Raw genomic sequence first — 25,270 nt, 5'->3', positions numbered from 1 at the left:
CCTTATACAATTCGGGTTTTTAACCGCCCGTCTGTTTGTTTGAGGAACCGAAGTGAGCACTCTGCCACCCTGCCCGAAATGCAACTCCGAATACACCTATGAGGATGGCACTCAGCTGATCTGCCCGGAATGCGCCCACGAGTGGTCGGCCAGCGGCGATGCCGAAGTGGCCAGCGACGAGGTGGTGAAGAAGGACTCGGTCGGCAACATCCTGCAGGATGGCGACACCGTCACCGTGATCAAGGACCTCAAGGTCAAGGGCTCGTCCCTGGTGGTCAAGGTCGGCACCAAGGTCAAGAACATCCGCCTGTGCGATGGCGACCACGACATCGACTGCAAGATCGACGGCATCGGCGCCATGAAGCTGAAGTCCGAGTTCGTACGCAAGGTCTGATTTTCCAAAAAACCGCCAATTGGCGCTTGCTATTCGGATAATAAGAATTATTCTCATTGGGACTGCTATCCAAGGAGAATAGCCATGACTTATCTGATCGACGCCTGGCTGGACCGCCCTCACCCCTACCTGCGCATTCTTCATCGGGAAACCGGCGAAGTGTGCGCGGTGCTTGAAGAAGAAGCGCTCGACGAGCTGCGCGACCAGGGCGACCTGGACATGAGCGGGCTGAACTCGAGTGAACCGGGGGTGCTCAAGGAACTGGTGCGGAATCTGTTTCTGTTCTGCTATGCGCGGGCGTTGCGCCCCGGGGGAACAGACTGGAACTGACGGACCTGGCGAGGGCTTCGCCCTCGATCGCGACACAAGGCCGCTCCTACAGGTGTTTGCGTTCCCCTGTAGGAGCGGCCTTGTGTCGCGAATGGGCCGCAAAGCGGCCCCAGTGGCATTACAGAACGTCGAGCAGCTCGACGTCGAACACCAGCACGCTGTGCGGCGGGATGCTGCCAACGCCTTGGGCGCCGTAGGCCAGCTCGCTCGGCACGTACAGGCGCCATTTGCTGCCAGCGTTCATCAGCTGCAGGGCTTCGGTCCAGCCAGCGATCACACCACCTACCGGGAATTCAGCCGGCTGACCACGGTCGTAGGAGCTGTCGAACACAGTGCCGTCGATCAGGGTGCCGTGGTAGTGGGTGCGCACGTTGTCTTCGCGGGTCGGCTTGGCGCCTTCGCCTGCGGTCAGTACTTCGAACTGAAGGCCCGAAGCCAGGGTGGTGATGCCGTCACGCTTGGCGTTCTCGACCAGGAATGCCTTGCCAGCAGCAGCAGCGGCTTCAGCCTTGGCGGCTGCTTCGGCTTGCATCACGTCGCGGATGACCTTGAAGCTGGCCGACAGGTCGGCTTCGCTGACGCGGCTGTCGGCGCCGTTGAAGGCGTCGGTCAGGCCGGCCAGGATGGCTTCCAGGCTGACGCCTGGTGGCGGGTTGTCGCGCAGCTGGCCGCCCAGCTGACGGCCGATGCCGTAGCTGACGCGAGTTTCGTCGGTGGACAGGTTGAGTTCGGACATTGTCGTGCTCCACTGCAGGGCGCAGTGAAGCCGCGCCCTTGATGAAAAGGGCGAGCAGCCTAGCACACTGGGGCGCTGCGAGCAGCTACCAGGCCGAGCGCTGGGAAATCGGCACCTTCAAGTCTTCTTCCGGGTGCGTGCCCATACCGCACATTTCGTCCTGCACCGACCAGTGCACCAGGTTCATCGAGACCATGGGGATGGTTTGCAGCAACTTGCGCGCGTCCTCCACCGAATGCACGCGCAAGCGTTCACCACGGGCATCGGACAGGGGGTGGGGGTGGCCTTTGATCCGGGCCTCGAGCAGGTAGTCACCGCCTTCGATGGCGATCAGGTTCAGTTCGTCGACATGGCCAGCCCTGGCCTCGGTGTTGAGCTGATGCAGGTTCATGAGAGCACCTCGCGATGGGAACCACGCATGAGAGCTCATTTTTTGTACAGAAAGGGAGAATGCACAAGGCATGACTGACGCCGCTCGTCAGGTGGACCGTGCCGGCCTCTTCGCGGGCTTGCCCGCTCCCACAGGGTTTGCGAAGAGGCCTGACAGGCTCAGTGCTTGGTCAGCTTGTCCAGGTAGCCCATGCAGAATGCCGAGACCACGAAGGTCATGTGGATGATCACGTACCACATCAGGTAATCGGTGGAGATGTTCTGTGCATCCATGAACACCCGCAGCAGATGGATGGACGAAATGGCCACGATCGACGCGGCAACCTTCATCTTCAACGACGAAGAGTCCATCTTGCCCAGCCAGTTGAGCTTTTCCTTGCTCTCGTCGATGTCCAGTTGCGAGACGAAGTTCTCGTAGCCGGAGATCATCACCATCACCAGCAGGCCGCCCACCAGCGACATGTCGATCAGTGACAGGATCACCAGGATCAGGTCGGCTTCGCTGAGGGCGAAGACGTTGGGCAGGACGTGGACCACTTCCTGGAAGAATTTCAGCGCCAGGGCCAGCAGGCCGAGGGACAGGCCGAAGTAGATGGGGGCGAGCAGCCAGCGCGAGGCATACATCGCGTTTTCGAGGATACGTTCCATGGAGTGTCGGGACTCATCAGGTGACTAAAAAAGCGACGGCGAGTATAGCCAGCCACCTGTTACAGCAAAAGCCCGGTGAATGGGGCTGCTTTGCAGCCCATCGCGACACAAGGCCGCTCCTACAAGAGATCGCGGTCCCTTGTAGGAGCGGCCTTGTGTCGCGATGGGCCGCAAAGCGGCCCCCTGCATCAATCAGGTCTCAGGATGAAACTGGTAATCCCCCAGATTCCGACACCGCTCCCCGTTGATCCGCCGCAACTGCGCCTGCAAATGCAAACACCAGATCTGCGGATCCTCGGCCACCTGGTACCCATGCAAGGTCAGGCTGTCGACAATGGCATTGAGCACAGACTCGGCCACCAGCGGCCCATGGAACGGCCCTTGGGCCTTGATCGCGGACGGTTGTTCACCGGCCATGCCGGCGGCGAACAGCAGCGTCCACATGCCGTTGTCCCCGGCCAGCGGACGGATGCTGCATTCGATGCGGGTCACCAGGCCCAGGCACTGGCGTGTGAGGCTGAGATTGCGCATGGCCGCGCCCCCTCCAAAAAGCCTTGTTCAGCCTGAACCTCAGGCTGTTTCCATCCTGAACGCTGATACCGTCCTTAAGTTCCAGCATAGAAGAACGGTATAGAAAGATGGAAAACCGGCGCTGAACGGTAGCACATCGCCGCTAGCGCCGGTTTCTTGACTCAGGCTGGCTTGGCCTGGGCAATTACCTCTTCCAGGCGTTCTTTCTCCGCCTTCTCGATTTCTTCCTCGCTGATCATCTCGGCAATCTCACGCAGGCGCTCCACCACCCGGGCGTTGACGCTGCCCTCGGTGAACTGGCCCTTGTCATCCAGCACACCGGCCTCCTCGCCCACCAGCAGGCTCAACGCCTCGTCGGCCTGGCTGACCGCGTACACGTGGAACATGCCGTTCTCCACTGCCTGCAGCACACGCTCGTCGAGCATCAGCGTAGCGACGTTGGCACGCGGGATGATCACCCCCTGCTCGCCGGTCAGGCCACGCGCCTCGCACAGGCGGAAGAAGCCCTCGATCTTTTCGTTTACCCCACCCACCGCCTGCACTTCACCAAACTGGTTGATCGAGCCGGTAATGGCGAAGCACTGCTTGAGCGGCGTGCGCGACAAGGCCGAGATCAGCGTGCAGGCTTCGCCCAGCGAGGCGCTGTCACCGTCCACATAGCCGTAGGACTGTTCCAGGGCGATGCTCGCCGAGATCGCCAGCGGGAACTCCTGGGCATAGCGGCTGCCCAGGTAGCCGGTGAGGATCATCACACCCTTGGAGTGGATCGGCTGGCCGAGGTTGACCTCACGCTCGATGTCGACGATACCGCTGCCGCCCGGGTACACGGTGGCGGAGATGCGCGCCGGCATACCGAACGCCGAATCCCCCACTTCCAGCACGGTCAGGCCGTTGCACTTGCCGATGGCCGCGCCTTCGGTGTCGATCAGGATGATGCCGGCGAGCATGTCGTCCAGCACCCGCTGCGAAACACGCCCGGTGCGGGTGGCCTTGGCCTTGAGCGCACGCTCGATGTGCCCGGCGTCGGTCATTTCGTCACTGGCCAGCTGGCGGATGAAATCGGCTTCGCTGACCAGCTGGAACAAGTCGCCGATACGTGCCGACAGGCGCGACTGGTTTTCTGCCAGGCGGGCGCTGTAGGTGGCCAGGCGCGCCACCGCGTCACTGGTCAGTGGCGCCATGCCCTCTTCGTTGGTGCGGGTGCGCAACAGCTGGGCGAACTGCTCCAGGTTCTCGTCGACCATGGGCATGTCTTCGTCGAAGTCCACCAGCACCCGGAACATCTCCTGGAAGTCCGGGTCGTGGTCCTGCAGCGCGTAATACAGCTGACGGGAACCGATGATGACCAGCTTGATGTTCAGCGGGATCATCTGCGGCGTCAGGCTGACGGTGGCCACCCGGCCCAGCTCGCCCAGTGGCGACTCCATCTTCAACTTGCGCGACTGCAGCGCACGCTTGAGCGCGTCCCAGACGAACGGCTCGCCCAGCATCTTCTCGGCTTCCAGAATCAGGAAGCCGCCGTTGGCGCGGTGCAGTGCGCCCGGGCGCAGCTGGCGGTACGAGGTGTACAGCGCACCCTGGTCGGTGCTGTATTCGATACGGCCAAACAGGTTGTCGTAGGTCGGGTGCGGCTCGAACACCATCGGCGCACCGCCGTCGGCGTGGTGGCCGACCACCAGGCTTGGGGCGTACTGCTCTTCCAGCAGCTTGCGCGCGGCCGCGTCGGTCTTGCTGTCATCGACCAGTTGCTCGACCACGGTACGCAGCAAGTTCAGCTGTACCGACTGCAGGTAGGCGCAGACCGCAGCGTTCTCGGCGTACTTCTCCGACAGCGGCGCCAGCAATGGCTGCAGGGCCAGGGTGATGGTTTCTTCGTTGAGCTGGCGCAGTTGGTTGTTCGACTCGCGTTTCCATTGCGGCAGGCTGGCCAGTTCTTCGTTCAGGCGTTCCTCGAGCAGGGCAATATCCTCGTGGAACTGCTCGCGCACCTCTTCCGGCAACTGGGCGAATTCGGCTTCATCCAGCGCCTTGCCGTCGGCCATCGGGGTGAAGGCGACGTTGCTGGCGTCGCGGTACAGGGCCACGTCCTTTTCCAGCGAGGCGCGCTCGATCACATCCAGGGCGCGGTCGTAACGCTGGTTGAAGGCGCGGTCGATGGCGCCTTTCTTCTGCTGGTACGACGGGTGCTCGAACACCGCCGGGAAGGTCGACAACAGGTTGTCGATCAGCCCGTTCATGTCCGCGATGAACGCCCCGGCGCTGCCGGACGGCAACTCCAGTGCGCGGGGTTCACGGGTGTCATCGAAGTGGTTGACGTAGACCCAGTCGGCCGGGGTCTGCTGGCGCTTGCCCTCGGCCTTGAGGTAGCGCTTTACGAACGAGAAGCGGCCGGTGCCGGGCTCGCCCATCACGTACACGTTGTAACCAGGGCGCGGCATGGCCACGCCGAACTGCAGGGCCTCGACAGCACGCTCCTGGCCCAGGACTCCGCGAAACGGCTCCAGATCGTCGGTATTGGTAAAGGCAAACTGCTCGGGGGAGAAACGCCGGGTCAGGGCTTCAGGCGCGAGACGCAGGCGCGCAGCGACAGGATCGGGCATTGGGTTTCCTTACTTCGGCGGGGCAGATACGCAGCATTCTGGCGCTGCCCGCGCGCGCCTTGCAAGGCTCCACGGGACTTTATGTCGCAGCCGGTGCGGGTCATGTAACAGCAAATTTTTCGCAATCAACAACGCAACTCTTAGATCGTGCCTAAACTCCAAGCTGCGCGGGTGGGTGAAAAGCTTTCCCGACCTGGCAACCGAGTTGCCAGAAACCCTGACCCTTGGTTAAGTCAAATAGAGAACAAATGCTATGAAACGGATTCTTCTGGGTACTCTGTTCACCGTGGTCTCGATCAATGCCATGGCCGAAGCGCCAGGCGGCCCGAACTGCGGCTGGGGCAACATGTTGTTCGAAGGCCAGCGCGGCACTCCGGCACACTTCCTGGCTTCCACCACCAACGGCACCTCCGGTAACGCCACCTTCGGCATGACCTCCGGCACCAACGGCTGCTCGACCAAGGCCTCGCTGACCTACGGCGGCAAGTCCTGGTTCGCCATGAACGGCATGATGAATGAGCTTTCCGAAGACATGGCCATGGGCCAGGGCGAAGCACTGACCACCTATGCCGTGGTTCTCGGCGTGGCCCCGGAAGACCGTGGCTACTTCGCATCGGTCACCCACCAGCACTTCAACCAGATCTTCAGCAGCGCCGACGTCACTGCCGAAACCGTCCACAGCAACACCCTGGCTGTTCTGAAGAACGACCCACGCCTGGCCAAATACGCAACCGAGGCCTGAGTGCAGCTGCTCCCGCCCCGGCCCCGGGGCGGGTTTCGCCTTTTTTCGGCATCGTTAAGAAGTAGTTGCCCGACATGCTCAAACGTTTCGTATCCCTGGCGCTGTGTGCCTGCGCCCCTGTTCATGCCGCGCCCGTGCTGGACCAAGGCCGTGTCCAGCAACTGGCCAACACCCCTTACTGGATTGCCCTGGGCCATTACGAAACCGCCAAGCTGGGTGGCTGGCGCAGCTATGTGGACGATGATGCGTTCTTCCTCGCCGAGGATGGCGCGCACCACCCCGACCAGGAGCTGCAAGCCACGGTCGAAGCGCTGTACGCCCCGGCCAGCCTCGGCGACAAACATGCCCAGTGCGTATTCCCGGCGCGCACCCGCTGGCTGCGCGAACAGCTCGACCTGCAAGACTTGCCGCAACCGGACTGTCAGGAGTTCACCACCTGGTACCAGTCGATCGACCCGCACAGTGCGGCGCTGATCTTCCCGGCGGCCTACCTGAACAGCCCGTCATCGATGTTCGGCCACACCTTGCTGCGCATCGACCAGTCCAACGCCCGCAGCGACGACACCACGTTGCTGAGCTACGCGATCAACTTCGGTGCCTACATCGAAGGCAGCGACAACAGCATCCTGTACGCCTGGAAGGGCCTGATGGGCGGCTACCCGGGCCTGTTCGCGCTGATGCCCTACCAGGAAAAACTGTCCGAATACCGCAGCCTGGAAAACCGCGACCTGTGGGAGTACCAGCTGGACCTGACCCCGGAAGAAACCGGGCGCATGGTCGAACATGTGTGGGAGCTGAAGCAGGTCCAGTTCGACTACTTCTTCTTCGACGAAAACTGCTCGTACCGCCTGCTGGAGCTGCTGCAGGTGGCCCGGCCGAGCCTGGACCTGACCTCGCAGTTCCCGCTGACCGCCATCCCGACCGACACGGTGAAGGCCGTGAAGCAGTCCGGCATGGTCGCCAGCGAGACGTACCGCCCCTCTCGCGAACGTGAACTGCTGGCTCGGGCCGAGCCGCTCGATCACGACGAAAAGCGCCAGGTGCTGGCTGCAAGCGCCGACACCGCGCACCTGCAGAGCCCCGAGTTCAAGGCCCTCCCCCGCCAGCGCCAGGCGCTGGTGCAGGATGCCGCGTACCGCCTGGAGCGTTACCGCGCCAATGGCCAGGAGCGCGACCCTGGGCAGGCGAAACGCAGCTTCGAACTGCTGCGGGCAATCAACAGCAACCCGCCACCGCCCCTGCAGATCGAGCGCCCGGGCCTGCCCGAGGACGGCCATGACTCGCGCACCTGGCAGCTTGGCGTGGGCTCCCGCGAAGACCGCGCCTACGCCGAGTACGGCCTGCGCATGGCCTACCACGACCTGAATGACAACGCCTATGGCTTCCCGCTGGGGGCGCAGATCGAGATCCTGCAGCTGAAGCTGCGCCAGTACGAAGGCAACGACTGGCAGGTGCAGCGCCTGGACCTGGCCACCATCCGCTCGCTGACGCCGCGCAACAAGCTGCTCAAGCCTTGGTCGTGGCAGGTGGCCGGCGGGCTGGAGCGGGTGCCGGGCAAGCATGATGACGAAGTGCTGGTGAGCCATGTGAACGGCGGGGCCGGCGGCACCTGGCAACTGGCCGACGGGTTGCTGGGCTTTGCCCTGGGCACGGTGCGGGTCGAGCACCACAATGATTTCGCCCAGTTCATCGCCCCGGCGGCGGGCTTCAATGGCGGGCTGCTGTGGCGCAACGGGCTGGGCAACATGACGCTGGAGGCCAAGGGCGACTACTTCACCAATGGCGAGGTACGGCGCAGTGTGAGCCTGAACCAGCAGTGGGAGATCAGCCAGAACCTGGGCCTGCGGTTGAGTGCTTCGCGGGAGTTCAGCCACCTGGCTACGGCGCAGAACGAGGTGATGCTGGAGTTGAAGTGGTATCACTACTGATCGGCCCTACGCAGACTTTGTAGGAGCGGCCTTGTGTCGCGAAAGGGCCGCAAAGCGGCCCCGGCAATTTTTGCATCATCGCTGAAATCCTGGGGCCGCTCTGCGGCCCTTTCGCGACACAAGGCCGCTCCTACAGGACCGCGCCAGGGCAGAACCTGTGTGAACCAACCGACTCTTTGACACGGTTTTGACGGCCCCCCGACAAATCGCCACCTAGACTTTCCAGTATCAACCGGAGGGTTTTGTGGTTATGTCGCGGTACTGGTTTGGCGTGTGCATGGCGTTGTTGCTGTCTGGTTGCGAAACCACCCACGAGCAGATGGTCAACCAGGGCTATCCCCCCGCCTATGCCGATGGCTTCCAGGACGGCTGCAGCAGCGGCCGCCAGGCGGCAGGGCTGATGGTCGGTGGCTTTCGCAAGGACGTGCCGCGCTACCTCCACGAGCGCCAGTACGAAAGCGGCTGGGACGACGGTTTTCGCCAGTGCCACGCCATGCAGAACAGCGAAGAACAGCGCCAGTACCACGAGCGCTTCTGGGACCAGCGCGAGCGCGACTGGGAGCAGGAAAAGGACCGCGACGCCGCACGCGCCTATCGCCACAACTGAGTCGCAAACGGACATCCCTTGAAACCGGCGGCCTGCGATGATGGTCTCCTGCACAAGGAGGCCACGCATGAGCCGAGCATTCGTCAACGAAGACCAGGCCGCTGCCCAGGCTGATCAGCCAGTCGAGCGACGGGTCAGTGAGCAACCCAACTACGTGACCGCCAGCGGCATGCGCCAGCTGCAGGAGCGCGTGGCCGAACTGAACGCCCTGCGCAGCGAACTGCAGGCACAGGGCGAACGTGGCGACAAGCAGCGGCTGGCGGATACCGAACGGGACCTGCGCTACTTCAGCGCGCGGGTGCAGAGTGCCCAGGTGGTGCCGGCGGCGACGTCGCACAGCAAGGTGCAGATTGGTAGCCGGGTGCGGTTTGTCGATGGGCAGGACCAGGAACATGTGGTGCGGCTGGTGGGCGAGGATGAGGCGGATGCCGGGCGGGGGTTGATCAACTGGGGTTCGCCGTTGGGGAGGGCTTTGCTCGGGGCGGGGCCTGGGGATGAGGTGGTCTGGCGGCGGCCGGTGGGGGAGCAGGTGATCGAAGTGGTTGAGGTTTTTGGTGAAGATTGAGGGGCCTGGGGGCTGCTTTGCAGCCCATCGCGACACAAGGCCGCTCCTACAAGAACCGCGTCATTTCTGAACATGCGCGATACCTGTAGGAGCGGCCTTGTGTCGCGAAAGGGCCGCAAAGCGGCCCCAACGGCCTCAGATCAAACGACGCCCTGCGCCAGCATCGCATCAGCCACTTTCACGAAGCCTGCGATGTTCGCACCTTTGACGTAGTTGATGCTGCCATCCGCCTCTTCACCGTAATGCACGCAAGCATGGTGAATCGACTGCATGATGTTGTGCAGCTTGCTGTCCACCTCACCGGCAGTCCACAGCAGGCGCATGGCGTTCTGCGACATTTCCAGGCCCGACACGGCCACGCCGCCGGCGTTGGAGGCCTTGCCCGGGGCGTACAGGATGCCCGCTTCCAGGAAGATATCCACAGCCTCCAGGGTGGTCGGCATGTTGGCGCCTTCGGCCACGCAGATGCAGCCATTGCGCAGCAAGGTGCGGGCGTCTTCGGCGTCCAGCTCGTTCTGCGTGGCACACGGCAGGGCGATGTCGCACGGCAGGCTCCACGGGGTCTGGCCCTTGCGGAACTCCAGGCCGAACTGCGCGGCCAGTTCGCTGATGCGGCCACGCTTGACGTTCTTCAGCTCCATAACCGCATCCCACTGGGCATCGGTCAGGCCGGCTTCGGCGTACAGGGTGCCTTCGGAGTCGGACAGCGAAATCACCTTGCCGCCCAGGTCCATGACCTTGCGCGCAGCATACTGGGCCACGTTACCCGAACCAGAAATCGCCACGCGGCAGCCATCGATACGTTTGTCCTGGCGCTTGAGCATTTCCTCGGCGAAGTACACGCAGCCGTAGCCGGTGGCTTCCGGGCGTATCAGGCTGCCGCCGTAGGTCATGCCCTTGCCGGTCAGCACCGAAGTGAACTGGTTGGCCAGGCGCTTGTACTGGCCGAACATGAAGCCGATTTCGCGAGCACCCACGCCGATATCACCGGCCGGGACGTCCAGGTCAGCGCCAATGTGGCGGTACAGCTCGCTCATGAACGCCTGGCAGAAGCGCATGACTTCGGCATCGCTCTTGCCTTTGGGGTCGAAGTCCGAGCCGCCTTTGCCGCCGCCCATGGGCAGCGAAGTGAGGGAGTTCTTGAACACCTGCTCGAAGGCCAGGAACTTGAGCACGCCCAGGTTGACCGACGGGTGGAAGCGCAGGCCGCCCTTGTACGGGCCGATGGCGCTGCTCATCTGGATGCGGTAGCCGCGGTTGACCTGCACCTTGCCCTGGTCATCGACCCAGGACACGCGGAACAGCACGGCGCGCTCGGGCTCGACCATGCGCTCCAGAATGCCGGCCTGCAGGTAATGCGGGTTGGCCTCGAGGAATGGCCACAGGCTGCGCAGTACTTCTTCCACAGCCTGGTGGAATTCAGGTTGGGCCGGGTCGCGTTGCTTCAGGCGCGCGAGGAAATTGTCGACAGATTCGATCATGGTAGACATCTCACCAAGAGGATTGGACTTATTGGTTTTTTTCAGGAATGTACCAAGAAGCAATCGCACCGGAATAGGGCGAAATGTCGTTTTTTTGAAATTATTTGGTGCGTTTTCTATAACTGTATACAAATTCGCTATCAGTGTTGGCCTCTTCGGGTAAACCCGCTCCCACAGAGGAGCTGCGCAAGCCCGAGAGCTATGGGCATCCCTGTGGGAGCGGGTTTACCCGCGAAGAAGCCAGCACCACTTTCCAGTCAAGCACAAAAATGGGGCCTCAAAGGGCCCCATTCTTGTGCATCAGAACACCGGCTTACTGGGCCAGCTTCTTGTGCCGTACACGGTGCGGCTGGGCAGCAGCATCGCCCAGGCGCTTCTTGCGGTCAGCTTCGTACTCGGTGTAGTTACCCTCGAAGAACACCACGTTCGAGTCGTCTTCGTACGCCAGGATGTGGGTAGCCACACGGTCCAGGAACCAACGGTCGTGGGAGATCACGATCGCCGCGCCCGGGAAGTCCAGCAGGGCTTCTTCCAGCGAACGCAGGGTTTCGACGTCGAGGTCGTTGGACGGTTCGTCGAGCAGCAGGACGTTACCGCCCTCCTTCAGGGTCAGGGCCAGGTGCAGGCGGCCACGCTCACCACCGGACAGGTCCTTGACGAACTTCTGCTGGTCGCCACCCTTGAAGTTGAAGCGGCCCACATAGGTACGCGACGGGATCTCGTAGTTGCCGATGCGGATCATGTCGGAGCCGTCGGAAACCTGCTGGAACACGGTCTTGCCGCCGTCCAGGTCCTCGCGGCTCTGGTCGACGCAGGCCAGCTGCACGGTTTCACCGATCTCGATGCTGCCCGAGTCCGGTTGTTCCTTGCCCATCAGCATGCGGAACAGGGTCGACTTACCGGCACCGTTACCACCGATCACACCGACGATGGCGCCTTTAGGCATGGAGAACGACAGGTTGTCGATCAGCACGCGGTCGCCGTAACCCTTGGTGACGTTCTTGAACTCGATGACCTTGTCGCCCAGGCGCGGACCGGCCGGGATGTAGATCTCGTTGGTTTCGCTGCGCTTCTGGAATTCCTGCGACTGCATTTCTTCAAAGCGCTGCAGACGGGCCTTGGACTTGGACTGGCGGGCCTTGGCGCCTTTGCGCACCCATTCCAGTTCTTCTTTCATGGCCTTCTCGTGGGCGCTCTGCTGCTTGGATTCCTGCGCCAGGCGCTCGGACTTGGCTTCCAGCCAGCCCGAGTAGTTGCCTTCGTACGGGATGCCGGCGCCGCGGTCCAGTTCCAGGATCCAGCCAGCAACGTTGTCGAGGAAGTAACGGTCGTGGGTAATGGCTACCACGGTGCCCGGGAAGTCGTGCAGGAAGCGCTCCAGCCAGGCCACCGAATCGGCGTCCAGGTGGTTGGTCGGCTCGTCCAGCAGCAGCATGTCGGGGGCCGACAGCAGCAGGCGGCACAGGGCCACGCGGCGCTTCTCACCACCGGACAGGTGCTCGATGCGTGCGTCCCAGGCCGGCAGGCGCAGGGCGTCGGCGGCAACGTCCAGCTGGCGCTCAAGGTTGTGGCCGTCAGCGGCCTGCAGGATGGCTTCCAGCTTGGCCTGCTCGGCGGCCAGCTTGTCGAAGTCGGCATCCGGTTCGGCGTAGGCAGCATAGACCTCGTCCAGGCGCGCCTGGGCGTCCTTGATCACGCTGACCGCTTCCTCGACCACTTCGCGCACCGACTTGTTCGGGTCCAGTTGCGGTTCCTGCGGCAGGTAGCCAACGTTGATGTCGGGCATCGGACGGGCTTCGCCGTCGAATTCCTTGTCGACGCCCGCCATGATCCGCAGCAGGGTCGATTTACCGGCGCCGTTCAGGCCGAGCACGCCGATCTTGGCGCCCGGGAAGAACGACAGGGAAATGTTCTTGAGAATTTCCCGCTTCGGCGGCACGACCTTGCTCAGCCGATGCATGGTGTAGACGTATTGAGCCATTCTGGATACCCCAGTCTAAAGGTTAAGAAATACCGGGCAGCCCACGTGAATTTGACCGGGCTGCCATTGCCAAAAAATTCGTTGTCTGGCGTCGCGCTGTTAATTTGGGCTGCAAAAACGCGTAAACAGCCTTCTCGCCATGAAAATGATCCGTTGCGCAGGCGAGGATTGGCCGGGGGTCTGGATGCGGTCGCTGGGTGGTGCAACGCAGTGAAGCAGCCTTTTCCGCCCTACCTCATGTTCTCGCTTCAAAAAATCGACCTCGCCATGACGCTCAGAGCCGGCAGGCTGCTCGCTCCTGTGGCGCCTGCGCCAGTCGTCGCCGCTGCCAAGCTGGCTATCATCTCAACTACGTGCGACACGCTCAACTGTTCGCCTGCTGGGTGGCAGAAAGGCAGTCATGTTCATCATTGGATGAAGGGAGGCTGAGCAAAGCGGAGTATGACCCTCTGGTATAGGCGAAGACGGGGCTTGGCCTGCGGACTGAGCATCAGCAGCGAAGAACGTGAATTTTTCATTGCCGTGGGCGAGCGAATTGCCCGCCTGCGCAAAGAACACGGCATCACCCACACTCTGTTGCGCAGATGCTCGATGCCCTGATCGCTCAGGCCACGACCAAAGCAAGCAGCGAAGGAAAGGAGATTTTGCAGTAAGCAGATAAAACAACACCGGCGCATGGCCGGTGCAGAATGAGGACACCTATCAAATATGAGCAGAAATTCGTTTATATAAAAACTCATAAAAATCTGAAGCGTAATTAACATCTTCACCAGACGGAAGTCGAAGATTCACGGGACACTCACCATCTTTAAACTTTGAATAGTCAAAGAAAAAGACTTCCCCCATATCAGTTTCGCTAATCACAAGCCTTTTGCCATCTACCAGATTATTTTTTATGCCCACAATATGCTGATAGACAATATCCCCTCCATTGACACCCTCAAAGTCCACGCCATAGATACTGTAAATTTCTTCAGTACCAATCTCGCCACCCGCATACGTCTTTAAAAACCACTTGTACGACCCTGGCAGTTCAAGCCCTAGCCGCTGCTCGGCCTTCTCAATCCAGTCATCACCCACGCAATCGGCCTGGCTACCAAAGCACACGATATCAGGATGCAGTGATACTAAATCCTCAATTTGATGCGTCGTAACTTGGCTCATTCTCAATTCCTAAAGTCTGCAGATCGTTGCTTCCAGTACTGCACCTTCCACTTATCAAAAGCTGCCCTATCAATACCACAAGGAATTGTATTAGGGTTAATGTGAATAGTTGCGCTATTGGCTTGGTGAAAACTTTGCGTCATTTCTGCAATAGGCCCTGACTGTGTTTGCGTCATATGGTGCAGGTTCACCAACTTGCCATCTACACCTATGGGCGCTCGACCAGAGGCCATACGCTCAACATTACTACCTGTTATGACTCTGCCACCTTCACGCCAACTAGCTTGCAAATTAGGATCAAATAAATCATTCCGCTGATAGACCTTATTCCCACTAAACTGAATAGGATCTTTTGACCAAAAATTACGTTACCGAGTAAAAACAGAGCCCGCCTCTGTAGCGTTCCCTATTCCTTTTGCACCACTTGAATTAGCTCATTAAAAGTGCCTCCACTGCACTTCGGTCAGTCGGCCGGAAGAAAACCTCCAATTGATGCGCCTCATCTCGCCCCCAGTCAAGAGCCGCGTCGCGCAACACCTCCAGATAAACCTTCAGGTCATCTACTGGCACGTTTGGAATAACTTCATGCACAAGAACCACCTTGCTGCATGGAATCCATTCAAGATCTCTCAAACAGTCGTAGAGTGCATCCCAATTGAATCCAAAATACCCTGGAAGCCATAGCTGGTAATATAGCGCGCTCAACAGCTCTTCCGAGAGAGAAATTTTCGGATCAATACGGACATAAAAAACTTCCGCAGCGTCGAATGAGGGTGTGAGATCGGAGTACTTGAATGGCAGCATTTCCACTCCTTGTTTTATTTATTGACTGGGATAAATGTTTTGTAATGATCTGCAGCGTAGTACATCTCACCACCCTTCCCAACAACTATCCGCTGAGGCCTTGGCCCTGAAACACCTGGGGTAGGATGTACGTACATAAAGTCGATGCAAATTTTAAATTTAATCAAGTCCAAGGCCACCTCACAGCCACTCCACGCTGGCAGCCCTCCTGTCAGTTCATTCTCAACATACCAACGACGCAACTCCATTAAAAGATCTAAAATATCTGTATTGACTCGCCCGCCTGCCGTAAACCAGGCAACGTTACCTTGTTCATCAATGTAGTCATACTCATACTCACAGCTATCTAGCTCCTGGGATAGTTGTGCACGCATAATAACTTTACAGGCTCCATCGGGAGCAATCTCAAAAAGAATACCCCCAATGTCATTATAGATATCATCATCACTACGCATCAATTTACACCCAGTGAGTTTTTAAATAAAATTTCTTTTGGACGAGCAATACCTATTGAATACTGCACGTTAAAGCTTTCTGGCCGAACAGTATTGCCAAAATAAATAGCCTCAATCTTTACGTTAACTTGCTTTCCCTCCTTGAATGCGGACGCCCATGTATTCCCCATAGATTTCCAAGTACCTTTATTCAAGTTTCCATTCATGGGAAGGAGGTTCAACCTCTCCCCAGGTCCGTTGAATATACTAGGCTCCGTACGAAAAGAGATGTCGCAAACACCGCATGGGACAAGCCAGTGAGACCATGGCGGCATAGCTTTTCGCGAGCTTGTCGAAGCGTGTGACGATGCGGCGATTCTCTTTCAGCCAGCCAAAAATACGCTCAATGATGTTGCGCTGTCAGTATTTGGGCCGATCAAACAGTCTGGGTAAGCCAGGCTTGGGTTTGCGCTTCATTGAGCGCATCGGGATGACGGGTTGCATACGGTACTGGTCGCAGTAACGGCGCAGCGTTTCGGCGTCGTAGCCCTTGTCGGCGAGCAACCATTTGCGGCGCTTGCGCGGGCGGCCACGTTGGTTCGATGGAATGCTGACTTCGTCCAGCAGTGGTTGTGCGTAGCTGATGTCACTGGCTTGACCGCCAGAGAGGAGGAAGCGCAACGGTGTCCCGTTGGCGTCGCAGAGCAAGTGGATCTTAGTTGTCGGGCCACCGCGACTGGGGCCTAGAGCGTGATCGGCAGGTTCGTCAGGCCCCCTTTTTTCCGAGCGCCAGATGAGGCTGGGGTTGCACGTACTGCGGTTGAGTCGATCATCCAGGTTTGCAGATCAATCAAGCCTTGCTCATTCAATCTCAGGTGTAAGCACTTGAGCATCTGATCGAACGTCCCTTGGTTTCGCCAGCCGCGAAACCGTTGATACAGCGTTGACCATGGGCCGAAGCGCTCCGGCATGTCTCGCCACGCAGCGCCCGAGCAGAGCACCCAGAGCACGCCATCGAGCATCAGGCGGTCGCTTAGACGCGGTCGCCCCCGACCATGAGTTTCGATGAAGAGATCAGAGACCACATCCCAGGCCTCGTCCGAGAGTTCGTAACGCTTTGCCATCACAGAATTCCTTTCCGTAGATGGCCGGGAACCCTGCAGAATTTCAGCTTCCGAAGGGCGGCAATTGGGTTTCTCGGGATTTCGTACAGAGCCTAGAAGACAGAAGTCGGATAACTAATTGATACATAAGAAAATACTCACCTCGCAAGAGGTGCGTGATGTGTATTGAGATTTTGATCCTGTTAAGGAGCGAAAAATCATGCTCAAAAAGGGCGTATTGAGCAGATAGACCGTAGGTCGTCAGAGGTGGGTGCAAAAGGGGTGCAACTTGAGTGCAGATAGGATGCAGAAAGAGTGCAATCAGGGTGCAAAAGCAACTGAAAATACTGGCGCTAGAGTGCGCCGGATATCCACCAAAGCAAACAAAACGCGTAGCGAAGGATGGGACGGTTTTGAACGTAAAGCGAAATACAACACCGGCCCAAGGCCGGTGTCAAAGGTGTGTAGCGCTCAAGAAAAAATCTATTTTGCAAGTTTGGCTTTCAAGACTGCCCGATCAATCATGCCATCAGTAATGTAGGGTACAAAACCAAGCCTGTCCCCCATCTCAAAGCTCTTCTTGTAACCGTCCAATCGTTCAACGTCACCAGCTATTGCCAATGCAGCCAAGTGCCGAAGGGGCATCGCACCTTTACTGTCAGTCGGCAGACTTCTATAAACCATCAGGCCGGACTCAATATTTTGAGAGCGTGCCCAAGACATGGCTTTCTCAGACATCCTGAGAACATCATCACTAGAAAAATCAGGCAACTTCTCTGGAGGCTCATTACTGACTATTACCGGTGAATATCCGCTCCCCTCTCCCCGCACAAACGCAACAGTTTCCGAGAATTCTTTGGTCGAAACCGATGGCATAAGTGACACCCGAAAATGATCCGAGCGCTTCTTCACAGACGGGATTACTTGAAGTTTAACCCCATCAACATCTGTCACGCAAAAATAATCCCCGACTTCATCCTTGCTACAAACCCAGCCCTGCTCCGTCAAAACTGAAGCCACATCTTTTTCCTTCATAACTTAGCACCAGGAAAATTCATTATTTCAATAGGGATACCGTTAGGATAACCTTGACCCTTTAGTGGAACGCCTGGCGTGAGGCCAAAACTTTCGGCAACTTTCCCCCTTGGAATTTAAGCCCCATCTTTTATTTGAGGAAAAATTTCTGACTGACGAATACTCAAGTCCGCGCCCCCTGTCTTAACCTCAATAATTCTCAAGGTCCCATCAGGTGCTGATGGCCACGATATCTGGCCTACAACGACCAGTTCCGCAGGAGCTACCGAATGATATTTCCTTTTCGCTGACTCTGAACCCTTGAGACGAAAGTTGATCCTTTATGTCATCCACCATATTCAAGTGATGATCATAGTGATCTTTGATGGTGACTTTCGGATCTGTTGCAGTACCTTTTGTACCGCTGGTAGCTTTGCCTAGTATCACCACCGCCGCTAATTTTACTACATCATCCCGCGTAGCACCTTTATCGACAAGGCTAATGATCCCTGGCATATCCACCGGCGCCAAGGTCGAGCCGAGCAAGCCATCCTGACGTGCCCGTTCATTGATTGCCTCTTCAGTTAACCCTTGCCCTTTCCATTCCGCAATCAGCTCGCTCGCTCTGATCGCGTTCACATACGGATTCGCAACAACGCCCATTGGCGACCAATCGCTGCCCGACAGCGCATAGACATCAAGGAAGCTCGCGTCCGCGTCGCTCTTCTGCGCGTCCACTACCCCCCTCATCATCGCAAGGGCGTAATCCGTTACCAGAAGGTCATATTCCGCTTTGCTCAGCCTGCCGCTCTGGTACAGCTCAACCAGCTTTTCCCCAGCCTGTTTCTCCTGCTGCCGGTACTCATCACGAATACCAACCTCGCAGCCGCCATTTCCACCACAGGCTTTATACCGCTCGTGCAACTCATCAATACTGCCAATACCGGCGGCCTTGAGCTTCTCATACAACGCACGGCTGGCGGCATCCAGCCGTTCAACGCCCTATTTGTTCGCCAGCAGGTTGTTTTCAACCGCGTTACGGCCCGCACCGGCACCCGCGACAGCCCCAGCGCTATTACCTTCCACCAGACCGCCCGAAAGCCCGGCCGCTAGCGTCGACAGCGCCGATGATGGTGACGCTCAACCCACCGCTGACATTGGCCTGTTTGGACTTGTAGTTGTCGGTGTCCTGCAGGCTTTGCAGCGTCAGGTCGCGCCCTACGTCGGCGGTGATTTTCGCGGCGTTGACCTGCGCCCCTTTGAGCGCCGTGTCCCGCCCGCTGAGCAGGGTCGCCTCATTGCCGGCGTCCAGTGTGGTTTCGGTCCAGGTCGTGCCGTTGCCTTTCTCGTTGCCGGCACCCTTGTTGGCATTGGCGAAGATGCTGAGACCGGCACCTTCGGAACCTACACCAATGCTGGCGCCGATGGCGCCGCCACTGCTGCTGTTCTTGCCATCGAGCTTTTGCGTATTGGCAGCAGCCTCAAGCTGGATGTCGCGTCCGGCGGACAACAGCAGGTCATTGCCGGCCTTGAGTTGACTGCCTTGTACCCGGATAAGCAAGGGTTGAAGGTGGAGGCAGGATCGATTGAATGATTGGAAAACTCATGACCTGTGCCGGCCTCTTCGCGGCTGAAGCCCCACACAGGGACCGCACAGGTCTTGAGATGGCTCAGACGTGACGCTGCCTGGCCTTGCCGCGCGGCAACCGGCAGCGCTCGCCCTGCTCGGCCAGGCGCGCGGCCCAGGCCGATTTCACGCTGAAGCCACCGCTGCGGGCAGGCTGCTGTTCGACCACCTGGGCCGGTTTGGCCGCCGCAGGCGCAGTACCGACGACCTTGGCGGCGGGCTTGCTGGCCGCAGCCACAGCCACCACCGGCTCAACTGCCGCCTTGGCGGTCTTGCGCAGTTCAGCCAGCGATGGGCTCTTGCTCTTGGCGACAGCTGCCGCCTCGGGTTTGCTCAGCGAACGCTGGCAAGACTTGCAGGATACGTCCTCGGTCACGGCAGTGCTGACAAGGGTCTGACTGCTGCGCCCGCAGGCGGAATCGAGGCCATTGGAGGAAAAGTGAGTAACCAAAACCGAACATCTCCGATGCGTTGTCATTTGAAGCGGGCGCTATTCTCGCACAGGTTGCAGGGGCTTGCCGAACCACCGGGCAGGCACCACCGGTCACATTGGCTGGCACTTTGCCATAATCCTAGGCATGCTAGCTCGTTTCGGGTGTCCGGCCTTATAGTGCGCCACCGCGGTCTGGCAACCAGACACCGGCACACACCGTGCATGATCCATCCCTGCCATCGCCAGCCCAATCGCAGGATCAACGCTTGACCAATCTTACTCATCCGTCGTCATTGCGTTCCGCGCCACAGGCGCCCGTCGCCTCGCTGCGCGGGTCGATCAAGGGTGCGCTGGCGCTGCTGGCCCTGATCCTGCTGGGCCTGCTGCTGTGGCAGCTGTTCGCCCAGTTCAACCATACCCAGGCCGACCTGCGCAAACAGAGCCTGGACGCCACCGCGGAACTGGCCGACCACCTGAGCCTGAACATGGCGTTCAAGGCCCAGCAGGCCGTGAATGTGGTGCAGCCCTACGTCAAGGCGCCGACGCCCTCGGCCCTGCCCAGCCTGCTGGGTACCCTGCGCGAGCGCCTGCCGGCCCTTCAGAGCATTGCCTGGCTGGACGCTACCGGGCAGGTGCAGGCCGACAGCCTGGCCGGCAGCCCCGACCGCCATTTGCTTGACGAGCTGCTCAGGCTGAACCAGGGCAGCCCGTACTTCTTCACCAATTCGGCCGACAACCGCACCCTCTACCTGTTGCTACGCCAGGCCACCGAACAGGGCCGCGGCTACTGGCTGCTACGCCTGTCGCCGGACTATTACCGCACCCTCACCCTCCATCTGGATGGTGCCGGCCACCCGCTGTGGCTGCTGGAAAACAGCCGCAACGGCGAGGTACTGCAAAGCCATGCGCCGGCCGATACCAGCAACGAGCCGCTGCAAAGCGTGATGCTGGCCTTCATCGACAACAGTACCTGGCAGTTGCGCGGCCTGTTCGACGCCAAGCTGGCCCAGCAGAAGCTGCTGCCGGCGCTGCTCGGCAAATGCCTGCTGGTGCTGTTCTGCGCCCTGCTGCCGGTGCTGGCCCTGATCAACATGCGCCGCCGCCAACGGGCGCTGCAGGAAGACCGCCGGCGCTACCAGGAAATCTTCGAAGGCACCGGCGTGGCCTTGTGCGTGCTCGACCTGTCCAGCCTGCCCGGCCAACTCGACCGCTACCACCTGCGCAACCGCGCCGCGCTCAAGCACAGCCTGGCCCTGGACCCCAACCTGCGCCGCTCGCTGCTGCTGGAGCTGAAGATCACCGAGATCAACCAGGTGGCTCGCCAGTTGTTGAATATCGACAGCCACGAAGGTGCCTGGCAGCGCCTGATCGACGGCACGGGCGATGGCCGCGACAGCATCGGCATGCAGCTGATCGACGCGCTGATCGAGCAGCGCCAGCTGCTGGAGCTGGAAGTGCGCCTGCCGGCGCCGCTGGGAGGCGAGCTGCACCTGTGGCTGATGGCCCGCCTGCCGCAGCAGCGCCGCGATTACCAGGCAGTCATCCTCAGCATCAGCGACATCACCAGCCGCAAGCAGGTGGAGCTGTCGTTGCTGGAGCGCGAAAGCTTCTGGTCGGATGTGGTGCGCACCGTGCCCGACCAGCTGTACGTGCAGGACGTGCTCAGCCAGCGGATGATTTTCAGCAACCGCCACCTCGGCCAGACGCTGGGCTACGACCGTACCGAGCTGGCGCAGATGGGCGACCGCTTCTGGGAGCTGCTGCTGCACCCCGAGGACGCCGCGCACTACCAGGCGCTGCGCCAGCAACAGCGCGACAGCGGCCATGACCAGCCGCTGCACTGCCAGCTGCGCTTCCGCCACCGTGATGGCGGCTGGCGCTGCTACGACATCCGCGAACAAGTGCTGACCCGCGACGCCGACGGCCTGGTGACGCGCATCATCGGCGTGGGCAAGGACGTGACCGTGCAGATCGAGGCCAGCCAGTCACTGCGCGACAGCGAACAACGCTACCGCATGCTCGCCGAAAGCATCAGCGACGTGATCTTCTCCACCGACAGGCTGCTCCAGCTCAACTACGTAAGCCCCTCGGTGCAGGGCGTGCTGGGCTACCAGGCCGACTGGATCTTCGCCAACGGCTGGCAGTCGATCGTCGCCAACCCGTCCCAGCTCACCGGTATCTACAGCCTGATGGAGCGCGTCAGCAAGGCCATGGGCGACCCGGCCCAGCTGGCCCAGCTACGCAGCCAGCTGCCCACCCAGCTGTTCCTGTTCGACTGCCTGCGCGCCGATGGCCGCAAGATCCCCATCGAACTGCGCCTGGTGCTGGTGTGGGACGATGAAGAACGCTTCGAAGGCGTGCTCGGGGTGGGCCGCGACATCAGCCAGCAACGCCGCGCTGAAAAAGACCTGCGCATGGCCGCGACGGTATTCGAGCACTCCACCTCGGCCATCCTCATCACCGACCCGGCCGGCTATATCGTCCAGGCCAACGAAGCGTTCAGCCGCGTCAGTGGCTACGCCGTCAGCGAGGTGCTCGACCAGTTGCCGGGCATGCTTACCGTCGACGAGCAGCAGGAAGGCCACCTGCGCTACGTGGTCAAGCAGCTGTACCAGCGCGGCAGCTGGGAGGGCGAGGTGTGGCTCAAGCGCCGCGACGGCGACCACTACCCGGCCTGGGTCGGTATTACCGCGGTGCTGGACGACGAAGGCGACCTGGCCAGCTACGTGTGCTTCTTCACCGACATCAGCGAGCGCAAGGCCAGCGAACAGCGCATCCACCGCCTGGCCTACTACGACGCCCTCACCCACCTGCCCAACCGCACGTTGTTCCAGGACCGCCTGTACAACGCCCTGCAGCAGGCCGAGCGGCAAAAGGCCTGGGTGGTGCTGATGTTCCTCGACCTGGACCGCTTCAAGCCGATCAACGACTCCCTCGGCCACGCTGCCGGCGACCGCATGCTCAAGGACATGGCCCAGCGCCTGCTGGCCTGCGTGGACAACGACGACACCGTGGCGCGCATGGGCGGCGACGAGTTCACCCTGCTGCTGCAACCGCGCGCTACCCGCGAGATGGCACTCAACCGCGCCATCCACGTGGCCGAGAACATCCTCGGCAGCCTGGTGCGGCCGTTCGTGCTGGAAAACCGCGAGTTCTTCGTTACCGCCAGTATCGGCATCGCCCTCAGCCCGCAGGACGGCAGCGAGCTGAGCCAGCTGATGAAAAACGCCGACACCGCCATGTACCACGCCAAGGAGCGCGGCAAGAACAACTTCCAGTTCTACCAGGCGGAGATGAACGCCAGTGCCCTGGAACGCCTGGAGCTGGAGAGCGACCTGCGCCACGCCATGGAGCAGAACGAGTTCATCCTCTACTACCAGCCGCAGTTCAGCGGCGACGGCAAGCGCCTGACCGGCGCCGAAGCCCTGCTGCGCTGGCGCCACCCGACCCGCGGCCTGGTGCCGCCGGGCGATTTCATCCCGGTGATCGAAGAACTGGGCCTGGTGGTGGACGTGGGCGACTGGGTGCTGCGCGAGGCCAGCCGCCAGCTCAAGGCCTGGCACAAGGCCAAGGTGCGCGTGCCCAAGGTGTCGGTGAACATCTCGGCGCGGCAGTTCTCCGACGGCCAGCTGGGCACGCGCATCGCCACCATTCTGGAAGAAACCGGCCTGCCACCGGCGTGCCTGGAGCTGGAGCTGACCGAAAGCATCCTGATGCGCGAAGTGAACGAAGCCATGCAGATTCTCGCCAGCCTGAAAAACCTCGGCCTGAGCATCGCGGTGGACGACTTCGGCACCGGCTACTCGTCGCTGAACTACCTCAAGCAGTTCCCGATCGACGTGTTGAAGATCGACCGCACCTTCGTCGACGGCCTGCCCGAAGGCGAGCAGGATGCGCAGATTGCCCGGGCGATCATCGCCATGGCCCACAGCCTCAACCTGGCGGTAATTGCCGAAGGGGTGGAGACCCACGAGCAGCTGGAGTTCCTGCGCGAGCATGGTTGCGACGAGGTGCAGGGCTACCTGTTCGGGCGGCCGATGCCGGCGCATCAGTTCGAGGCGCAGTTCGCCAACGAGAAGCTCTTCATGTTCCATTGACCCCGACGCCTCCTGGCGTGCGCGGACTCTGTAGGAGCGGCCTTGTGTCGCGAAAGGACCGCAACGCGGTCCCGACAATTTCGGCGGCAACGCTGCAATCACGGGGCCGCTGCGCGCCCCTTTCGCGACACAAGGCCGCTCCTACAGGGACCGCGCCCGGGCTGAGAAGCGCACCTGTAAAAACGGACCTGCGAGTCAACTCCAACCCCCGCCCAGCCCAGACACGGCGCGGGATGCAACATGAAGCCCATTGGTCCGCGACTTGATGCCACTTCATATGCCAGCCGCGAATCAATCGGTTAGAATGCCCCCCCAATTCACCCCGATCCTTGAGGACCGCCATGTTCAGCCGTGATTTGACCATTGCCAAGTACGACGCCGAGCTCTTCGAAGCCATGCAGCAAGAAGCTCTGCGCCAGGAAGAGCATATCGAGCTGATCGCTTCGGAAAACTACACCAGCCCGGCAGTCATGGAGGCCCAGGGCTCGGTCCTGACCAACAAGTACGCCGAAGGCTACCCGGGCAAGCGCTACTACGGTGGTTGCGAGTACGTCGACGTCGTCGAGCAACTGGCCATCGACCGTGCCAAGGAACTGTTCGGCGCCGACTACGCCAACGTCCAGCCGCACGCCGGCTCCCAGGCCAACGCCGCCGTCTACCTGGCCCTGCTGTCGGCCGGTGACACCATCCTGGGCATGAGCCTGGCCCACGGTGGCCACCTGACCCACGGTGCTTCGGTAAGCTCCTCGGGCAAGCTGTACAACGCCATCCAGTACGGCATCGACGGCAACGGCCTGATCGACTACGACGAAGTCGAGCGCCTGGCTGTCGAGCACAAGCCGAAGATGATCGTTGCCGGCTTCTCGGCCTACTCGCAGGTGCTGGACTTCGCCCGCTTCCGCGCCATCGCCGACAAGGTCGGTGCCTACCTGTTCGTCGACATGGCCCACGTTGCCGGCCTGGTTGCCGCTGGCGTGTACCCGAACCCAGTTCCGTTCGCCGACGTGGTCACCACCACCACCCACAAGACCCTGCGCGGCCCGCGCGGCGGCCTGATCCTCGCTCGCAAGAACGAAGAGATCGAGAAGAAGCTGAACTCCGCCGTCTTCCCTGGCGCCCAGGGTGGCCCGCTGGAGCACGTCATCGCTGCCAAGGCCATCTGCTTCAAGGAAGCCCTGCAGCCTGAGTTCAAGGCTTACCAGCAGCAGGTCGTGAAGAACGCCCAGGCCATGGCCAGCGTGTTCATCGAACGTGGTTTCGACGTGGTTTCCGGTGGCACCCAGAACCACCTGTTCCTGCTGTCGCTGATCAAGCAGGAAATCTCCGGCAAGGACGCTGACGCCGCCCTGGGCAAAGCCTTCATCACCGTAAACAAGAACTCGGTACCGAACGACCCACGTTCCCCGTTCGTCACCTCGGGCCTGCGTTTCGGCACCCCAGCCGTCACCACCCGTGGTTTCAAGGAAGCCGAGTGCCGCGAGCTGGCTGGCTGGATCTGCGACATCCTGGCTGACCTGAACAACGAAGCGGTGATCGACGCCGTGCGTGAGAAGGTCAAGGCCATCTGCAAGAAGCTGCCGGTTTACGGCAACTGATTGGCGATTGCCTGACAGGAAAAAGCCCGGCCTAGTGCCGGGCTTTTTCGTTTGACTCAGGCGGCA

25 protein-coding genes and 2 pseudogenes are annotated in these 25,270 nt (G+C 60.5%); 9 read left to right on the top strand and 18 right to left on the bottom strand.

All coding sequences use genetic code 11. The annotated features are described in order from the left end of the window. Positions 1-52 precede the first annotated feature (52 nt). Both ABIB24_RS03175 and ABIB24_RS03170 read left to right on the top strand, forming a co-directional pair. Positions 53-394, top strand: coding sequence for a zinc ribbon domain-containing protein YjdM (locus ABIB24_RS03175; protein ID WP_354316113.1), 342 nt, complete (start codon positions 53-55; stop codon positions 392-394). Between the two features lie 84 nt (positions 395-478). Continuing rightward, on the top strand, positions 479-724 hold the full coding sequence (locus ABIB24_RS03170; protein ID WP_003256316.1) for a PA4570 family protein: 246 nt from the start codon (positions 479-481) through the stop codon (positions 722-724). A 118-nt stretch (positions 725-842) separates the two neighbouring features. Here ABIB24_RS03170 and bamJ read toward each other — a convergent pair whose 3' ends face one another. From bamJ to ABIB24_RS03145, 5 genes are all read right to left on the bottom strand, one after another. Next, a complete protein-coding gene (bamJ, locus tag ABIB24_RS03165) occupies positions 843-1,460 on the bottom strand; it encodes a BamJ family beta-barrel-assembly machinery protein (RefSeq protein ID WP_025337633.1) in 618 nt (205 codons plus the stop codon). An 85-nt stretch (positions 1,461-1,545) separates the two neighbouring features. Continuing rightward, positions 1,546-1,851, bottom strand: a complete 306-nt coding sequence (locus ABIB24_RS03160) for a DUF6482 family protein (RefSeq protein WP_015268897.1) — start codon at positions 1,849-1,851, stop codon at positions 1,546-1,548. A 158-nt stretch (positions 1,852-2,009) separates the two neighbouring features. Beyond that, positions 2,010-2,498 carry a TIGR00645 family protein gene (locus ABIB24_RS03155; RefSeq protein WP_003247486.1) on the bottom strand — a complete coding sequence of 163 codons (489 nt, stop codon included), beginning with the start codon at positions 2,496-2,498 and terminating at the stop codon, positions 2,010-2,012. 192 nt (positions 2,499-2,690) lie between these two features. After that, positions 2,691-3,029, bottom strand: coding sequence for a PA4575 family protein (locus ABIB24_RS03150; RefSeq protein WP_003247487.1), 339 nt, complete (start codon positions 3,027-3,029; stop codon positions 2,691-2,693). A gap of 161 nt (positions 3,030-3,190) precedes the next feature. Beyond that, entirely contained in the window at positions 3,191-5,629 is a 2,439-nt protein-coding gene (locus ABIB24_RS03145) for a Lon protease family protein (RefSeq protein WP_354316112.1), read from the bottom strand. A 253-nt stretch (positions 5,630-5,882) separates the two neighbouring features. Here ABIB24_RS03145 and ABIB24_RS03140 point away from each other — a divergent pair, with 253 nt between their 5' ends. From ABIB24_RS03140 to ABIB24_RS03125, 4 genes are all read left to right on the top strand, one after another. Further along, on the top strand, positions 5,883-6,371 hold the full coding sequence (locus ABIB24_RS03140) for a DUF3015 domain-containing protein (protein WP_003256313.1): 489 nt from the start codon (positions 5,883-5,885) through the stop codon (positions 6,369-6,371). Positions 6,372-6,445: 74 nt separating this feature from the next. Further along, the gene (locus ABIB24_RS03135; protein ID WP_354316111.1) at positions 6,446-8,299 is read left to right on the top strand and encodes an Lnb N-terminal periplasmic domain-containing protein; all 1,854 of its coding nucleotides are present in this window, start codon (positions 6,446-6,448) and stop codon (positions 8,297-8,299) included. Positions 8,300-8,549: 250 nt separating this feature from the next. Continuing rightward, positions 8,550-8,906, top strand: coding sequence for a hypothetical protein (locus ABIB24_RS03130; protein ID WP_025337630.1), 357 nt, complete (start codon positions 8,550-8,552; stop codon positions 8,904-8,906). A gap of 67 nt (positions 8,907-8,973) precedes the next feature. Continuing rightward, entirely contained in the window at positions 8,974-9,471 is a 498-nt protein-coding gene (locus tag ABIB24_RS03125; RefSeq protein WP_354316110.1) for a GreA/GreB family elongation factor, read from the top strand. 140 nt (positions 9,472-9,611) lie between these two features. Here ABIB24_RS03125 and gdhA read toward each other — a convergent pair whose 3' ends face one another. Both gdhA and ettA read right to left on the bottom strand, forming a co-directional pair. Next, complete coding sequence (gene gdhA, locus ABIB24_RS03120; RefSeq protein WP_015268894.1) at positions 9,612-10,952, bottom strand: NADP-specific glutamate dehydrogenase; 1,341 nt, start codon at positions 10,950-10,952, stop codon at positions 9,612-9,614. Between the two features lie 313 nt (positions 10,953-11,265). Then, positions 11,266-12,933 carry an energy-dependent translational throttle protein EttA gene (gene ettA, locus ABIB24_RS03115; RefSeq protein ID WP_015268893.1) on the bottom strand — a complete coding sequence of 556 codons (1,668 nt, stop codon included), beginning with the start codon at positions 12,931-12,933 and terminating at the stop codon, positions 11,266-11,268. Here ettA and ABIB24_RS03110 point away from each other — a divergent pair. Continuing rightward, positions 12,925-13,362, top strand: a complete 438-nt coding sequence (locus ABIB24_RS03110) for a hypothetical protein (RefSeq protein WP_137162951.1) — start codon at positions 12,925-12,927, stop codon at positions 13,360-13,362. The genes ettA and ABIB24_RS03110 overlap by 9 nt on opposite strands. 273 nt (positions 13,363-13,635) lie before the next feature. Here ABIB24_RS03110 and ABIB24_RS03105 read toward each other — a convergent pair whose 3' ends face one another. From ABIB24_RS03105 to ABIB24_RS03055, 11 genes and pseudogenes are all read right to left on the bottom strand, one after another. Continuing rightward, complete coding sequence (locus tag ABIB24_RS03105) at positions 13,636-14,097, bottom strand: SMI1/KNR4 family protein (protein ID WP_137162950.1); 462 nt, start codon at positions 14,095-14,097, stop codon at positions 13,636-13,638. A gap of 2 nt (positions 14,098-14,099) precedes the next feature. Beyond that, on the bottom strand, positions 14,100-14,330 hold the full coding sequence (locus ABIB24_RS03100; protein ID WP_249352809.1) for an HNH/ENDO VII family nuclease: 231 nt from the start codon (positions 14,328-14,330) through the stop codon (positions 14,100-14,102). 196 nt (positions 14,331-14,526) lie between these two features. After that, the gene (locus tag ABIB24_RS03095; RefSeq protein WP_137162949.1) at positions 14,527-14,901 is read right to left on the bottom strand and encodes a barstar family protein; all 375 of its coding nucleotides are present in this window, start codon (positions 14,899-14,901) and stop codon (positions 14,527-14,529) included. 14 nt (positions 14,902-14,915) lie between these two features. Then, on the bottom strand, positions 14,916-15,356 hold the full coding sequence (locus ABIB24_RS03090) for a hypothetical protein (protein WP_354316109.1): 441 nt from the start codon (positions 15,354-15,356) through the stop codon (positions 14,916-14,918). Then, positions 15,356-15,670 carry a DNA/RNA non-specific endonuclease gene (locus ABIB24_RS03085; RefSeq protein ID WP_354316108.1) on the bottom strand — a complete coding sequence of 105 codons (315 nt, stop codon included), beginning with the start codon at positions 15,668-15,670 and terminating at the stop codon, positions 15,356-15,358. Before ABIB24_RS03085 ends, ABIB24_RS03090 begins: the two co-directional genes overlap by 1 nt. Continuing rightward, positions 15,603-16,459, bottom strand: a pseudogene (locus tag ABIB24_RS03080) (IS5 family transposase). The gene ABIB24_RS03085 and the pseudogene ABIB24_RS03080 overlap by 68 nt, the downstream one beginning before the upstream one ends. Before the next feature lie 462 nt (positions 16,460-16,921). After that, a complete protein-coding gene (locus tag ABIB24_RS03075) occupies positions 16,922-17,473 on the bottom strand; it encodes a DUF6990 domain-containing protein (RefSeq protein ID WP_274079170.1) in 552 nt (183 codons plus the stop codon). Between the two features lie 210 nt (positions 17,474-17,683). After that, the gene (locus ABIB24_RS03070; RefSeq protein ID WP_274079169.1) at positions 17,684-18,421 is read right to left on the bottom strand and encodes a hypothetical protein; all 738 of its coding nucleotides are present in this window, start codon (positions 18,419-18,421) and stop codon (positions 17,684-17,686) included. Between the two features lie 33 nt (positions 18,422-18,454). After that, complete coding sequence (locus ABIB24_RS03065) at positions 18,455-18,538, bottom strand: VENN motif pre-toxin domain-containing protein (RefSeq protein ID WP_258229920.1); 84 nt, start codon at positions 18,536-18,538, stop codon at positions 18,455-18,457. Between the two features lie 46 nt (positions 18,539-18,584). Continuing rightward, a pseudogene (locus tag ABIB24_RS03060) lies at positions 18,585-19,007 on the bottom strand (hemagglutinin repeat-containing protein); the annotation flags it as partial. A 115-nt stretch (positions 19,008-19,122) separates the two neighbouring features. After that, a complete protein-coding gene (locus tag ABIB24_RS03055; protein ID WP_354316106.1) occupies positions 19,123-19,530 on the bottom strand; it encodes a hypothetical protein in 408 nt (135 codons plus the stop codon). 248 nt (positions 19,531-19,778) lie between these two features. On the opposite strand from ABIB24_RS03055, the gene ABIB24_RS03050 reads away from it, so the two are divergent. Together ABIB24_RS03050 and glyA are read left to right on the top strand one after the other, a co-directional pair. After that, positions 19,779-23,609: a sensor domain-containing protein gene (locus tag ABIB24_RS03050; RefSeq protein WP_137162944.1), complete on the top strand. Its 3,831-nt coding sequence runs from the start codon at positions 19,779-19,781 to the stop codon at positions 23,607-23,609. Positions 23,610-23,950: 341 nt separating this feature from the next. Beyond that, positions 23,951-25,204, top strand: a complete 1,254-nt coding sequence (gene glyA / locus ABIB24_RS03045) for a serine hydroxymethyltransferase (RefSeq protein ID WP_025337620.1) — start codon at positions 23,951-23,953, stop codon at positions 25,202-25,204. The last annotated feature ends 66 nt before the right edge of the window (positions 25,205-25,270 follow it).

The organism is Pseudomonas sp. UYEF17 (genome assembly GCF_040546125.1).
Lineage (GTDB): Bacteria > Pseudomonadota > Gammaproteobacteria > Pseudomonadales > Pseudomonadaceae > Aquipseudomonas > Aquipseudomonas putida_Z.
Note: the sequence above shows the minus strand (reverse complement) of the source record. Positions and strands in the feature narration are given on the sequence as shown.